This is a genomic window from Leptospira ellinghausenii (genome assembly GCF_003114815.1).
In the GTDB taxonomy this organism is placed as follows: domain Bacteria; phylum Spirochaetota; class Leptospiria; order Leptospirales; family Leptospiraceae; genus Leptospira_A; species Leptospira_A ellinghausenii.
The window spans coordinates 304,405-317,667 of the sequence record NZ_BFAZ01000002.1 but is presented as its reverse complement, the minus strand read 5'-3'; the positions used below and the strand labels follow the sequence as shown (position 1 = coordinate 317,667).

The window sequence follows — 13,263 nt, the reverse complement described above, 5'->3', positions numbered from 1 at the left end:
TCAAAACATTCTATGTAAGTACCAATTGTTTCCTATTTTGATGAAACTTGGGTTGATCAAATAACGTTCTAGTTTGGGATTTGAATCAAAACGGAATTTGAGTTCTACCTCTTCTTTTGATCCGATGTAAACATCAATTACCACAAGGCCCGCTTGGTAAAATACATCTCGGATGGTAAGATTCCCTTGGTTTCCTTTTTTTAGGTCTAGTTTTTTCTGATCAAAATAATACAAAGAAAAATAACCATTTGGATCCTTTAAGTCCAAAGCCACTTCTTGTTTGGACCAATACCCTTTGGCATCAACAAATAAACCTGTTTTCGAATCAACAAACTCTAAAAGATGGGAAAAATGCCCCTCACACAAATCAAGTAACAATTGTTTTGTTATATATAATATCAGAGTTGTATCAAATTGAGAAATTCCTTTTCCATACACAATCCCTTGTTTGACAGGAAAAGGACAGCTAAGGATTCCAATATTTCGTGATTGTGAATTTTGTGTTTTACTAGAGGTGTTTTTACTAATACAAGAGGAAAAAAATATGACGAGTAAGAAGTTTATATACAATAAATAGATTTGTTTGGGGAAAAGTGACCACATTACATTGTCTTGTTGAGAAGATCCTCAAACATATCCCCCGAATACATCTCAAGTGCTCCATTACTAGCTGCGATGATTTTTTTACCAGCTTCTGTCACATCAAAATTCCCAATCACATACCCTTTGGTTGCACCCATCTCTTCCATTTGGTTTGTCATCTCTCTTAAAAAAACATCGGAAACCTTTGCATCCTTCCACTTACGAACTCGGAAGAGAGCTCGTTTGTTCACATCTTCTTTGGAAGAAGCAAGTAAATTGACTCCATCAGCTTCGGGGTTTGCAATTTCTTTAGTGACTCGGTAACCAAGACTCATCACCATCCGAGTGGCTTGGTTTTTAAAATTGGTTCCTGGCAAACCAATGAATTTTTCAAATTTATCGAGACCCAACATATCCAATTTGGATGTAAGTTTTTTTCCATTTTCATCCACCATCCCTTTGATATTAAAAGGTTTGGAGGAACGCATCCCACTTAACTCAAAATAACGAGAGTTAGGAAATAGATTCACAGATAATAAATTCAATTCACGTGTTAGGTCATATTCATGAGTTAAGGATTCAACCGTTCCTGTTCCTCGTTCTAATCGGTATTTTAAATTTGCTAATGCAATCACATCGGGATCATCCATTCGTTCTGCTTCAGCTTCAATTAAGTATTCAGCTCCATCTTCATACCGACCCATGTATGTTGTGATCATCGCAAAATGTATGCTACACTCTATAATTTCGCTTTGCCAAGCATTGAGTTTTGCCATTTCCAGACATAACCTCCCATACTTTAAAGCTTCTGGAAAATTTTGCATGAGAATGGCTTCAGTCATCAGAAATTGGAATAATGTGAATCTCACAAATTCATCTTCAATTTGTTCGCTGATGGCGATGGCAGTTTTGACTGCATCTTTGTGTTTGTTTTCCCTCGAAAGTGATAGAGCGTATAAAAATCCTGAAACTGGAGTTTTTTCAATTTTATACGCTTTTTCAAAGTATTCTCTTTCTTTTCCACCCCCGGTCACACCAGAGATCACACCTTTGGCAATATAATACGATGTGAGGTTGACCTTCTCTTCGGGGATCCTTGCAAAAAAATGCTCAGCAATTTTGAATTCTTTTTGTCCAAGTGCCATAAAACCTAAACGAATACAAGCGATCGGATTGGATCTGTCCACCTGGAGTGTGTCTAGGTAATGGAAAAACGCTTCTTCAAAAAAATCTTTGTTATAATAAATCTCAGCAATCCGGTTGGAAACCGTGACAGGATCAATTTCCTTGGTGTAACGGTTATTTTTTTTGATGATTTCGAGGTGTTTTGCTTCGTTGAGTGGGTCATTCTCCATGGCATAAATTTTTGCCATCACGTAATGACCGTAGGGATTTTGGTGGTCTTCTTCTAGTTTTTCCCTAACAAGGGCCCTTGCATCTAGAAAATTCCCTAAAGTGGCAAGGCTTAAGGCTTTTGCATAACTATCTCGCCTCTGTCCAATGACAAAGGTCAAAAGAAACCCAAGTAAAATCACTGCGGCTCCTACAAAGATAAAAAATGCCAATTTCGAATACTTCCTATTTTCCTATTTTGGTTGGTAAAAAAGAGTCTTACGCCAATTCTGTCCTGGAAGTGATACAACTCACCTACATTTCGTTTGCTCTTCGACTTCTCGTCAGAGATCGTCTCTATTCCTTGGCCTATGGCCTTGTAGGAACTCTTGTTTTTACTTTCCTCGTCCTAGCAGTCAGGATCCACTTCCATTTGTATGCGGGAGTGTCTCTTACTAGTATCGTTTCCTTTGACAAGTCTCCTCAGATTCTTTTTTACGCTACTAGCTTTGCACTCATGACTTTATTTTTCTTCCATTGCCTTCATTCCCTCGGTGATATCGGTGTGATGATGGCTGTCGGAGGCAATCGTTTTGGCTGTATCCTACTCCATTCTTTGTCCTTATTTTTCCTATTTTTACCAAGTTTCCTACTGGCGGTCATCCTGAATTTAGGACTTCTTTCCCCACCTCCCGACTTTGGTCTTTTTGCAGAAGTTAAATCCATTTTCACTTGTTTGGTGCTTTTTCTCTTTTTAGGAATCCTTGTCTCCTTTCCCACTGTTGGCATCAGTACCTTCATTGATCCTTACCAGTCCATACGGAGGCAAAAATAATGTTACTCCGTGTTCACAATCTCACCAAACGGTTTGGAAACGAAGAAGCCGTAAGTTCGGTCAGTTTCGATGTGAACCAAGGAGATTATGTGGCCATCATCGGTCCATCTGGTTCTGGAAAAACCACTCTACTTTCTATGTTAACGGGAATGTTGTCTCCGACGGAAGGGGACATTTTGTACGACCAAATCAAACTCTCTCAAATTTCCAAACAGGAACTAGCGGAAATTAGAGCACGTGATTTGGGACTTGTGTTTCAATTTTCAGAGTTAGTTGGAAACTTAACGATCAAAGAAAATATCCTACTCCCTGCTTTGTTTACTAAAAAATTTTCGAATGATGATTACATCCGTAAATGTGATTACCTCATCGAACACCTAAAATTAGGTGACATCCAAAATTCATTGCCTAGGACTTTGTCAGGTGGCCAAATCCAAAAGGCGGCCATTGCACGTTCTCTCATCAACGATCCTGCGATCCTCTTTGCGGACGAACCATCTGGAGATTTGGATCCGGAAAATAGTTATTTAGTCCAATTATTACTCAATGAATACAATAAACGAAATCATTCGATCATACTTGTCACACATGATATGAAACTTGCTTTTGATGCCCAAACCGTTTATGAAATGAAAAACGGAAGGTTCGAACAAGTGATCAAGGGCGAGTGAAGTTTTGAAACAGGCAATTGGTGTTGATATTGGTGGTGGGAGTATCCGAGTTTCCCTCTTTAATGAAAAAGGGGAAGAACTGAAGTCTAATCACAAAAAAACACCTGAGCACTTAGACAATGATTCCTTTTTATCTGTTTTAAACGAAGCCATCGAACCTTTGGCAAAAGAAAGTATAGGAATCGGTGTTGGTTCCCCTGGCCCACTGAATAATGAAACAGGTGTTTTACTGAAAAGTGCCAATATGATTGGCCTTAATAACCTACCCATCAAATCATCCTTAGAAGCTAAGTTTTCTCTCCCCGTATTCTACGAAAATGATGCAAACTGTGCAGCATTAGGAGAAGCAATTTTTGGTAATTACAAAGATTGTGAGTCCCAACTGATCCTAACCTTAGGTACGGGAATTGGTGGAGGATTTGTTTCCAAGGGCAAATTGTATTCAGGGTATTTAGGCAATGGAATTGAAATTGGCCATACCACATCCGTCATTGGTGGAGCTTTATGTGGATGTGGAGTGAACGGTTGTGTTGAAAGTTATTTTTCCACAATCGGTTTACTCAATCGATATTTTGAAAAAACAAATACGAAACTCACCAATGCAGAAGTTTTTTTCAATTTGGTCAAAAATGGTGACTTAGTAGCAAAGGATATTTTAGAATTTGGAACCAAGGCACTTGCGCACGCAGTTCGCGGAGCAGTCCATCTACTCAATCCAGAAGCGGTAGTTTTTGTGGGTGGTATTACCAAGTCTTATGAAATTTTTGGAAGTGCATTGGAAACAGAAATCCGCTCCACCATCTTCCCTGTGTTAAATGATAGATTACAATTAGGACCTGGTGGCAATTTATCGGGTACGTTAGGTGCAGCGTCTCTAGTATTCGCAAAGGAGAAAAATTAAGATGGAAAACTGTATTTTTTGTAAAATCATTAAGGGTGAAATCCCTGCCAAAAAAGAATATGAATCCGATTCTATCTTTGTATTTCACGACATCACTCCCCAAGCTCCGATTCATTTACTCATCATTCCCAAAGTTCATATCAATAGTATGAATGACATTGCATCATTGGATCCAAAGGTGACTAATGAAATCTTCCAAGTGATTCCAAAACTTGCCGAAAAAAATGGAATCCATGAAAAGGGATACCGTCTTGTCAATAACTGTGGAAGTTATGGTGGCCAAACGGTTGGACACCTCCACTTCCATCTATTAGGTGGAAGGCATTTACAATGGCCACCGGGGTAATTACAAAATGAGAAAATTAATTTTTGGAATCATCGTTTCGGGCATTGCCATTTATTTTTTACAAAAAAACTTTGATATCAGTGAATTCAAACGGTTAGAAGGGAAAGTCAATTGGTGGATTTTCCCACTCCTCATCCTTTCCAACCTTTGGGCCTTCATTCCATTTTCGATTCGTTGGTTCCATCTTTTAGAAGAAAAAATCACCTTCACTCAATCCTTCACTACTGCAATCATTGGAGTTGGATTGAATATGGTATTACCAGCTCGCGGTGGGGATTTGGTAAGACTACTTATGAACAAACGTGATTCGGATTTACCTCTCACTCATCTCTTAAGTCGAATTTTTTTAGAGAAAGTGATGGATTTGGGGGCCGTTGTGGTCATTGGTGCGGGTGCTCTTTTTTATATGGGACTTGGCCAATCAAAAAACCTTAGCCTATTACTCATATCGGTACTCGTTATCTTGGCTATGTTAGTTGGATTGATTTTAGTCAAATACTTCCTAATCAATCTACAAAAACTCTTATGCAAATGTTTTTCTCTGATTGGGAAACAATCCTTTTATGAAACAAAACTAGACCACCACCTTGTTGAGTTTTCAGAATTTTTGCAAGGTGACAAACTGATCAAACCTTTGGCCTATTCACTTCCAACATGGATTTTTGGTTATGCGATCTCTTATTACTTAGCTGGTATGCTCATCGGTATGCCGATACGGTTTCCTGAAGCCTTACTTTTTATGTTTTTAGGGGGAATGGGAGTGGCAATCCCCTCTGCTCCTTCTGGGATCGGAGTATTTCACGCGGCAATCATTTCAGGTTTTATCATTTTAGGAAGGGACCCAGGCGAAGGACTTGTGTATGCAACCGTTGTCCATCTAACACAGTTTCTCATCACAACCATTTTAGCTTGTTTTGCTTACCTTCATTGGCGTTTTTTGCATAAAAAAATAATACTAAATCAATAATTTTTTTTAACAAAGCCCATATCTCTTCCACTCTAAATGGAGATGGAAGGGATTTTACCAATCAATCAAAAATGGAAACAATTGTGTTTCTATACTTTAGTCATAACATTCTTCCAATGTTCTCCGTCTTTTTTTCCAAATGAAAAGAACTCTTCTAATTTGGAAAACCCCTCTCTCCCACTAATTTCTGTTAGTTTAGGATCTTACCTATCCCCCTCTCGATTTGATGCCTATGCAGAAAAAAATATAGATTGGAATCGATTTTTGGGAACATGGATTGAGATCAAACGCATTGACAATCCATTCCAATCCGGACTCACCAATGTCTCAGCAGAATACTCACTGCGGGAAGATGGAAATATCCGAGTGAAAAACCAAGGAATATCCTCAAATGGCCCAACTACGATTGAAGGGATTGCCCTATTACCAGATCCAAATTTCGGAAAATTGAAGGTTAGTTTTTTATACCCAATTTTTTTTGGTGATTATTTGATTCTTAAAATTGACCGCCAAGGATACCAATCAGCCCTTATAGGTGGCCCAGAATCAAATTTTTTGTGGGTCTTTTCCAGGGAGAAAACAATTTCGCAATCAATCGAAACTGAATATATTTTGTATGCACAAACGATTGGTTATGATACCAACCGTTTGCAAAAATTCTAATGTTTAACCGAGTGCTTTGATCACATCCTCAGGTGCTTGCACTAATTCAACAAGAACCCCTTCACTACAAAGTGGAAACTCTTCGTTTCCTTTCGGGTGGATAAAACAAACGTTATAACCAGCTGCACCTTTTCGAATTCCACCCGGTGTGAACCTTACACCTTGTTTGGTGAGGTATTCCACACAGGCTTCTAAATTGTCAATCCAAAGGCCAATGTGGTTGAGTTTCGGATCGTGCACTTTCGGACTTTTGTTTGGATCAATCGGTTGCATCAAATCAATTTCAACCTTGTAAGGTCCATTTCCCATGGATAGGATGTCCTCGTCGACATTCTCTTTTTCACTTTTGTAATCGGAAACTTTTGTAAGTCCCATCACTTCAACCCAAAATTTCGATAATTTTTCTTTGGATTCTCCACCAATGGCAACTTGTTGGATACCTAACACTTTAAATGGACGTGACATGTAAATTCCTCTCCTATATTCTTTGAACAGTAATCGACTATTTCGTTTCCATCAATGTCTTCGCGAGAACTTCCTCCGAATACTATTTTTTCACTGTTAAGAGGGATTTCATGTTATCAGCAGTTGCCAATTTAAATTGAGTCAGTAGCATATCCTTCTACCGACATACACCTAAAAATAAAAAAATACTCATCCTTTATCAACGGATTTTTTAAACCCCGCTTCCCTTGAGCTTTTTCTAAAGCAGCTTTTATGGCAACATCAAACTTCGGTACAAGTGGTATAAATAAAATTGAACAACTCCTACCTGTAACTAGAATATCCTGATCTGTAATCTTTTGAGGTTCTAAATTGACTTGCTTATAGTCTCCCCAATGAACACAAGAAAGGTATAAAAAACATATCAAAAATACTAATATTTTCTTATTCATATTCGATCCTCACACAATTAAAAATTAAATAACCTGAAAAGTAGACATACTTACATTTTGAAATATTGTTCTTTTGGCTTTAATCTTTAATTCCGAAATTGCTCGATCCAATAATCCAGGATATTTGATATTACAAAATTCAAATTCTTCCCTTTTTTTTCTCTGACTTCATTACCCCTGGCTCAATATAACCAATATTTGTTGCCATTGATGTACAGGAGAAAGACAAACTTTCATTCAATAATAGTAAGATAGTTCCTTTTTTCACGTTTCCTCTCGAATCCGAAACAACATCGACAGATTTTTTTCGATTTTCTGGTTTACAATATTTCCACTGTATGCACAGTATCATCTAACAAATATTCTATGAACATTCAAATTCATCAAATAAAAAAATGTCGACTATGTTTAATTTTTAAATCAATAATTTATGAACCAAATTCCTCGATACGTTAAAAAAATACCAATGAAAGTAGTAAAACGCTATATAATGTCTTTTGTTCATACCGAACGCAATGGCAAACAAATTACACATCTATCAAAACAAAAAACTAACAAACAAATGTTGATTAATAACTTAAAATGAGATCCATTAATAACTTTAAAGTAGAGGAGATTTCAAAATGAAAAAGATTTTAGTCATGATTTTATTTACAATAAACACACATTCCTGCACAGGTCTAAGTAGACTTTTAGATACCGGCGATAATAATACTGAACCCTATGTAGCGTTTGGTTATTACCTCTATCTGCTATCTGCTCCAGGAAATTGCCCTGCAGTCGATCTAACTTTAGAGAAAGGTGTCAACTATCCATTCACACTAATCAATACAAATACTGTTATCTTTAATATTTCCTCAACAAACAACTTACCTCCTCCAAACCAAAGTAGAGATTACTTTCTAGTGGTGACAAAAGATGCTTCAGCTAATATTGAGTTCTCAACTTTAAGATTATGTGATGTGAATCGGAGAGGTCCCTCGGTTACTTCGCCTGAATCTGCGACTTCAACTGAATTGCGATATCGGTTGGAAATGAATGATGTAAGAACACTTCAGAATGCCTTTTATTTAAAATTAATTTCTGGCAATGCATCCATTTCCATCCGTCAGGAGTAGAGGTCAAAATGAAAAAAATCTTTTTTTAACATTTGTATATTTTCTATTAATGGAAAATTGTCGTGGGTTTGTCGATGAAGCGCTTAAGAAAGATGTTGATGACGATAAATATACTCATTATATAATATTTGAATATCTCTTCTCTACTTCCAATCGATGTCCGACTGTAAATCAAACATTAGAAAAAGGAATTAATTACCCGATTACTCTTAGCACGGGAACAGAATAATTAATCAATTTATCATCTGTGAATAATTTGCCACCTCCCAATCAAATTCGTGAATACTTTTTAATCGTAACAAAAGATCCAACTACTACCATTGAATTCAAAGCAAATCGATTCTGTAATACAATACCATCTACAACTGCAATTACTTCCCCAGAATCTGCGTCAGCTACAGAACTTAGATATAGATTAATTACCAATGATGTTCGCACATTAGAGAATGCATTTTCATTAAAACTGAAATCAGAATCTGCAAATGTATCTCTTAGACAGGAATAATCAAAAATTAACGTTAAAGAGAAAAATGATAAATAAGGGATGGAAAGCGAGAGAAATCAAAATGGGAAAATGTTTCCCATTTCCGTATCGTTTTAGAATTACTGTTTATTCCGCTAAAATCAGTAACGTACTAAACTGAGAGTTTAAGATTTGGAATTTTTGTAAAAATTCTTTGATCCCTTCTTCACTCACACCACCAGAATAATCAAAATCACTCTCCAAAATGAGACGGCCATCAGCATCCATATAACTTCTTGAATACCGCATTTTCTGATTCCATTTATTGGCTAATTCGATTTTATTTTTTTTTATCTGTGTTAAACGAAGAATAAAATTGAATGGATGAGTCGTTACCTGAAACAAGTCCTACCTTATAATCTTGGTAGGAAACAATCAAAAGTTTATCTTCATCACTGATTATCTTATAACCTAATTCTACCAAAAGTTTTTTGAGTAAATTCTTTTCGACTTTGTAATGTAAGGTGACAGATTTAGAGGCTAATTCTGTTTCCTTTCCTTTGGTAGACTGAGCGACCAAACTAAAAAATAATGAAAAAAATAAAAGGGATGAAACAAAAAATCTCACAAAAACCTCTAAATCTGTAGTGTTATATTCAAAGGTAAAAGGAGGAATGAGTTTCCATTTTTACCAATGTATTTACAAGATTTGGAATTTGATCGGAAAGAATTCAATCCATTTCTCTAGGAAATTTATGCAAATGGAAAAAAAGTAGAATTTCCAAAGAAATTCATTTGCTTTTCCATTCACCTAGGAACTGCTAAACCATTATCCATGAAGATTTTGTTTCATTTTCCTGTTTTTCTAATTCTCCTTATTTTTTCTCTTTTTACTTGCAAACCTGGTCAAACAAAAACCACAAACCTTTCTGGCCCAAAGATTGATTCCATTGAAACTTACAAAAAGGAAACCAAATACCCCTACCTCTATACGGGAAAAATTAATTTAGAACATTTTATCAAATTAAAAAATGATATCGCCATACTACACCTAACCAACGATAAACTAAAATCCAATGCCTCAATTGCGGGAGCTATCCGAAAGGTTTACGAATTTGTTTCCATTGATTTTACTCCCAAAAGTTTTTATGAATTGAATCTAAAAAATCCTGAAATCATCCCACAAGGAACCATCCTGCCTACAGAGGATCCGAATATTATACTCATTAAAAAAAATCCCTCTTACAAAAAAGAATCACAAGATTGGGATTTCAAAAAACGAATCGAATTACACCAACATTTTATTTCCTTAAACTTGGACATCCATGATTTAGAAACACATTTAGATAAAGTTCATTCTATAGCCAAAAATGATCCCATTCGAATGCAAAATCCAAATGAAACCCTTGAAAAAATAATCTTTTTGGCAATGTTAGGTTATACGGAGGAGATTGATCCACACACCAGGGTTTACGATGCCAAAGAAATTAAAACTGATACATCATTTAATGTACTAAATAATATTTCACATCGAATCATCACTGGATACCCTGATGTTCTTTATATCAAAATCAAAAATTTCCTCCAATTTAATGACCAATTCACGATTGCCAGTGCGACAAAGAAAATCATTGAACATGAATTAAGCGAAAAAAAGAACAATCAGAATACAATTGGTGCTCTACTCATTGACCTTAGAGAAAGTGAACAATCAAATCTCATCGAACTTCGAAAATTTCTCTCATTATTTACATCTTCTCAAAACTTATTTAGCATTCGCAACAGGTATGAAGCCAATATTTATCCTTCTCTTAAAGGGGATCCGATCCTTTGGGATGGTCCAATAGGAATTTTAGTTGGTCCCAAAACAACTGCGGGAGGAGAATTAGTAGCTGGAAGTTTACGAGAAAATAAAAAGGCAATCATTTTAGGTTCACGGACCTTTGGACAAGGCACTTTTCAATTGTTTTACGAAGTTGGTAAAAAAACTGGATACTTTTATGCGATTACGAATTCAAGGATGGTGTTACCTTCAGGAGAAGAGATACAGGGATTTGGAATTTTACCTGATATCATCATTGAGGATCCAAACAAAGAATCGAGTACCCCACACGAAACAAAATTTTGGAACTGGATCAAACCTACCAATGCCAAAAATCCATACATTCCTAAAAACATCCAAACCAAACTGGATGAAAAAATGGGGGTGAACCAAACAAATAAAGGTTTGTTTGCTGAAGAAAACCCTACGGACTTAGACCTAGTGCTCACCCAATCCATTGAATACTATAAAACGTATTTAAGCACAAATAATGAATTTAATTTAAAATAAATCGTCTTTCACAATTTAGGTCTAATACATTCTAAATTGTTCCTTACGAATTTGAATCGATTTTAAATTGGTAAGCGATGTCTTTCATATCAATTGCAGTCTGGTTTAACTCAGCAGAACTATCTGCTGTTTGCATCGAAACTTCACTCATTTGATTGGTTCCAGAACTGATTTCCCCTAATGCCAATGCGTTTTGGTTCATCGCTTCCGAAACAGAAATAATTGCATGGTGTACTTCGCTAATACTACCACTGATTTCTTTTGCCAACATAAATGTTCGTTTTGCTAATGCATTAATCTCTTCCGATTGAGTTTTGTATTCCTTTCCAGAAGCAACAACGGTTTCGTAATCAGGAATCACTTTCCCTGTGATCATATTCAATAATTCTTTCACTGAATCTACCATTTCCATCATTGCTTTTTCTAGTTTGTGATTTAATTCCACAATCTTTTTGACGGTGTCTTGTGATTTACCTGCTAAATTCGAAACTTCAGTAGCAACCACCGCAAATCCCCGTCCGTGTTCCCCTGCTCTTGCTGCTTCAATGGCAGCATTGAGAGAAAGTAAATTTGTCTGGTCACCAATCTCAGCAATCATACTTGCCAACTCACGAATCTCTTTTATCGCTTCCGCATCTTTTACTGCACTTTGAATTTTAATATTGATGGTTTCAAATAAGGATTTGGCATCGATTAATGATTTCCCAACAAAAGATTCCAATTCGCTTGCTTTCCCTTCAATTTTTTCTGCGCCTTTCGAAACCAATTCCATTTCGTTTCCTAATAAACTGAGGGTTTCAATCATAGAATTGGATTGAGAAGAAATTTCTTCGGCAGAAGCTGATACATTTTCCGCACTTGCAGAAAGTTCTTGGACCGAGGAAGCAATTTCTTCGATAGTAGCAGAAGAATCAGAAGCTAAAGAAGATAAATGGGAACTTTTACCAGTAATGGATTCTGATAAACCTTGGATTTTTTGTACAATCGAAATTAAGTTATGGCGCATTTTTTCTAAACTTTTTGCCATTCCTCCAATTTCATCTTTTCGTTCTAATTGGATTTTAGGAACTTCGAAAGACAATTCATTCTGAGAAATTCGATTCATCAACATAGAAGCTTCGCGAATCGCATGTGTCACTTTTGTTAACACATATCCCATACCAATGGATACAACAATCACCGAAAACAAGATACTTAAAGAAGTTAAAAGTGCGATGGAATCCAATGACTTTGTCATGGAAGAAACAGGAACACGGTAGATCACTCGCCAAGGAACAGAATGTAATTGGAAACTACCATACAAACAATGTTTGCCTTTTGAATCTTTCCCTGCAAAAATAAGGATAGGTTCCTTTGTAGCTTTTAATTCGGATACAACTTCTTCGGGGAATGCCTGGCTTACATCTTTGTCTAAAAGTTGATTATCAAGTGCAAGTTGGATGATGCCCTTTCCATCCACGAGCCAACTTTCTCCTCCAAATTGGTCTTGTTTTGTGAATTGTTTGGAAGCAACCGATACATCAATGCCAAGAGAACTGATGAGAACAGGATTTCCATTTTCAATGGTTACACCATTTACAAAAATAGCATATGATTTGTATTCTGCTGTGTAATCCATATTGATCACTAAATCTTTTTTGGATTGTACGAGATCAAAAAACCAACTATCATCAGGGTCTTTATCACTTAATGTATCAATTTTTTTAGCAGATTCATTCCAATAATTTTTTGTCTTGGGATTTATGATTCCCAAATACGTTATGTAACTTAATTTTTCTTTATAGGATGATAAATTCTTAAACACTTGTTCTGATGCATCACCAGTTGGTTCTCCCGCTTTGGCCCAACGAATGGTATTCTGATCGGATACAATGATCACAGCAGTTTCTTTAGCACGTTCCAAAATAGAATCTATGGTTGCGGATTTGGATTCTAAAATCTTCACCATATCAAAACTTTCTAATTTAGAAATGATCGTACTTCTCCCAACATAATAACTCAGTAAACCAGTCAGACCACAAGCAAGAGTGACGGAAAGGATGGTAAAACTAATGAGTTTTGTACGAAGTGAATTTGGTTCCCATTTGAATTTCATAAATTGTGAATCCTTTCCCAATATTTTTAGAATGTTTTCTTGCTAAAACAAAGCTTCTAGTT

16 protein-coding genes are annotated in these 13,263 nt (G+C 36.2%); 9 read left to right on the top strand and 7 right to left on the bottom strand.

Annotation, left to right across the window (positions count from 1 at the left end; all coding sequences use genetic code 11):
• Together DI076_RS02085 and DI076_RS02080 are read right to left on the bottom strand one after the other, a co-directional pair.
• Window positions 1-603 carry a hypothetical protein gene (locus DI076_RS02085; protein ID WP_245918209.1) on the bottom strand — a complete coding sequence of 201 codons (603 nt, stop codon included), beginning with the start codon at window positions 601-603 and terminating at the stop codon, window positions 1-3.
• Window positions 603-2,147: a restriction endonuclease gene (locus tag DI076_RS02080; protein WP_108958363.1), complete on the bottom strand. Its 1,545-nt coding sequence runs from the start codon at window positions 2,145-2,147 to the stop codon at window positions 603-605. Before DI076_RS02080 ends, DI076_RS02085 begins: the two co-directional genes overlap by 1 nt.
• On the opposite strand from DI076_RS02080, the gene DI076_RS02075 reads away from it, so the two are divergent.
• Genes DI076_RS02075 through DI076_RS02050 form a run of 6 tightly spaced genes read left to right on the top strand, consistent with a single transcriptional unit; the run spans window position 2,141 to window position 6,297 of the window.
• Window positions 2,141-2,749, top strand: coding sequence for an ABC transporter permease (locus DI076_RS02075; protein ID WP_108958362.1), 609 nt, complete (start codon window positions 2,141-2,143; stop codon window positions 2,747-2,749). The two genes, DI076_RS02080 and DI076_RS02075, sit on opposite strands and share 7 nt — an antisense overlap.
• The gene (locus DI076_RS02070; protein WP_108958361.1) at window positions 2,749-3,420 is read left to right on the top strand and encodes an ABC transporter ATP-binding protein; all 672 of its coding nucleotides are present in this window, start codon (window positions 2,749-2,751) and stop codon (window positions 3,418-3,420) included. Before DI076_RS02075 ends, DI076_RS02070 begins: the two co-directional genes overlap by 1 nt.
• A 4-nt stretch (window positions 3,421-3,424) precedes the next feature.
• Window positions 3,425-4,321: an ROK family protein gene (locus tag DI076_RS02065; protein ID WP_108958360.1), complete on the top strand. Its 897-nt coding sequence runs from the start codon at window positions 3,425-3,427 to the stop codon at window positions 4,319-4,321.
• A 1-nt stretch (window position 4,322) separates the two neighbouring features.
• Window positions 4,323-4,667, top strand: a complete 345-nt coding sequence (locus DI076_RS02060; RefSeq protein ID WP_108958359.1) for a histidine triad nucleotide-binding protein — start codon at window positions 4,323-4,325, stop codon at window positions 4,665-4,667.
• Between the two features lie 7 nt (window positions 4,668-4,674).
• On the top strand, window positions 4,675-5,634 hold the full coding sequence (locus DI076_RS02055; RefSeq protein WP_108958358.1) for a lysylphosphatidylglycerol synthase transmembrane domain-containing protein: 960 nt from the start codon (window positions 4,675-4,677) through the stop codon (window positions 5,632-5,634).
• Between the two features lie 42 nt (window positions 5,635-5,676).
• Window positions 5,677-6,297, top strand: a complete 621-nt coding sequence (locus DI076_RS02050) for a lipocalin family protein (protein ID WP_108958419.1) — start codon at window positions 5,677-5,679, stop codon at window positions 6,295-6,297.
• 3 nt (window positions 6,298-6,300) lie between these two features.
• Here DI076_RS02050 and DI076_RS02045 read toward each other — a convergent pair whose 3' ends face one another.
• Both DI076_RS02045 and DI076_RS02040 read right to left on the bottom strand, forming a co-directional pair.
• A complete protein-coding gene (locus DI076_RS02045) occupies window positions 6,301-6,762 on the bottom strand; it encodes a VOC family protein (protein ID WP_108958357.1) in 462 nt (153 codons plus the stop codon).
• Between the two features lie 131 nt (window positions 6,763-6,893).
• Entirely contained in the window at window positions 6,894-7,193 is a 300-nt protein-coding gene (locus tag DI076_RS02040) for a hypothetical protein (RefSeq protein ID WP_108958356.1), read from the bottom strand.
• Window positions 7,194-7,816: 623 nt separating this feature from the next.
• On the opposite strand from DI076_RS02040, the gene DI076_RS02030 reads away from it, so the two are divergent.
• Window positions 7,817-8,311 carry a hypothetical protein gene (locus DI076_RS02030; protein WP_108958354.1) on the top strand — a complete coding sequence of 165 codons (495 nt, stop codon included), beginning with the start codon at window positions 7,817-7,819 and terminating at the stop codon, window positions 8,309-8,311.
• A gap of 256 nt (window positions 8,312-8,567) precedes the next feature.
• Window positions 8,568-8,816, top strand: a complete 249-nt coding sequence (locus tag DI076_RS02025; protein ID WP_135358370.1) for a hypothetical protein — start codon at window positions 8,568-8,570, stop codon at window positions 8,814-8,816.
• A gap of 105 nt (window positions 8,817-8,921) precedes the next feature.
• Here DI076_RS02025 and DI076_RS20250 read toward each other — a convergent pair whose 3' ends face one another.
• Window positions 8,922-9,083, bottom strand: coding sequence for a YbjN domain-containing protein (locus DI076_RS20250; protein WP_245918208.1), 162 nt, complete (start codon window positions 9,081-9,083; stop codon window positions 8,922-8,924).
• 31 nt (window positions 9,084-9,114) lie between these two features.
• Complete coding sequence (locus DI076_RS20245) at window positions 9,115-9,402, bottom strand: hypothetical protein (RefSeq protein WP_245918206.1); 288 nt, start codon at window positions 9,400-9,402, stop codon at window positions 9,115-9,117.
• Window positions 9,403-9,609: 207 nt separating this feature from the next.
• On the opposite strand from DI076_RS20245, the gene DI076_RS02015 reads away from it, so the two are divergent.
• The gene (locus DI076_RS02015; RefSeq protein ID WP_108958352.1) at window positions 9,610-11,106 is read left to right on the top strand and encodes a S41 family peptidase; all 1,497 of its coding nucleotides are present in this window, start codon (window positions 9,610-9,612) and stop codon (window positions 11,104-11,106) included.
• Between the two features lie 43 nt (window positions 11,107-11,149).
• Here DI076_RS02015 and DI076_RS02010 read toward each other — a convergent pair whose 3' ends face one another.
• Entirely contained in the window at window positions 11,150-13,201 is a 2,052-nt protein-coding gene (locus DI076_RS02010) for a methyl-accepting chemotaxis protein (RefSeq protein ID WP_108958351.1), read from the bottom strand.
• Between the last annotated feature and the right edge of the window lie 62 nt (window positions 13,202-13,263).

Coding starts and splice junctions, on each gene's coding strand:
- DI076_RS02085 (WP_245918209.1), bottom strand. CDS start 603: ATGTGGTCACTTTTCCCCAAACAAATCTATTTATTGTATATAAACTTC.
- DI076_RS02075 (WP_108958362.1), top strand. CDS start 2,141: ATGCCAATTTCGAATACTTCCTATTTTCCTATTTTGGTTGGTAAAAAA.
- DI076_RS02070 (WP_108958361.1), top strand. CDS start 2,749: ATGTTACTCCGTGTTCACAATCTCACCAAACGGTTTGGAAACGAAGAA.
- DI076_RS02060 (WP_108958359.1), top strand. CDS start 4,323: ATGGAAAACTGTATTTTTTGTAAAATCATTAAGGGTGAAATCCCTGCC.
- DI076_RS02055 (WP_108958358.1), top strand. CDS start 4,675: ATGAGAAAATTAATTTTTGGAATCATCGTTTCGGGCATTGCCATTTAT.
- DI076_RS02050 (WP_108958419.1), top strand. CDS start 5,677: ATGGAAGGGATTTTACCAATCAATCAAAAATGGAAACAATTGTGTTTC.
- DI076_RS02045 (WP_108958357.1), bottom strand. CDS start 6,762: ATGTCACGTCCATTTAAAGTGTTAGGTATCCAACAAGTTGCCATTGGT.
- DI076_RS02040 (WP_108958356.1), bottom strand. CDS start 7,193: ATGAATAAGAAAATATTAGTATTTTTGATATGTTTTTTATACCTTTCT.
- DI076_RS02030 (WP_108958354.1), top strand. CDS start 7,817: ATGAAAAAGATTTTAGTCATGATTTTATTTACAATAAACACACATTCC.
- DI076_RS20250 (WP_245918208.1), bottom strand. CDS start 9,083: ATGCGGTATTCAAGAAGTTATATGGATGCTGATGGCCGTCTCATTTTG.
- DI076_RS02015 (WP_108958352.1), top strand. CDS start 9,610: ATGAAGATTTTGTTTCATTTTCCTGTTTTTCTAATTCTCCTTATTTTT.
- DI076_RS02010 (WP_108958351.1), bottom strand. CDS start 13,201: ATGAAATTCAAATGGGAACCAAATTCACTTCGTACAAAACTCATTAGT.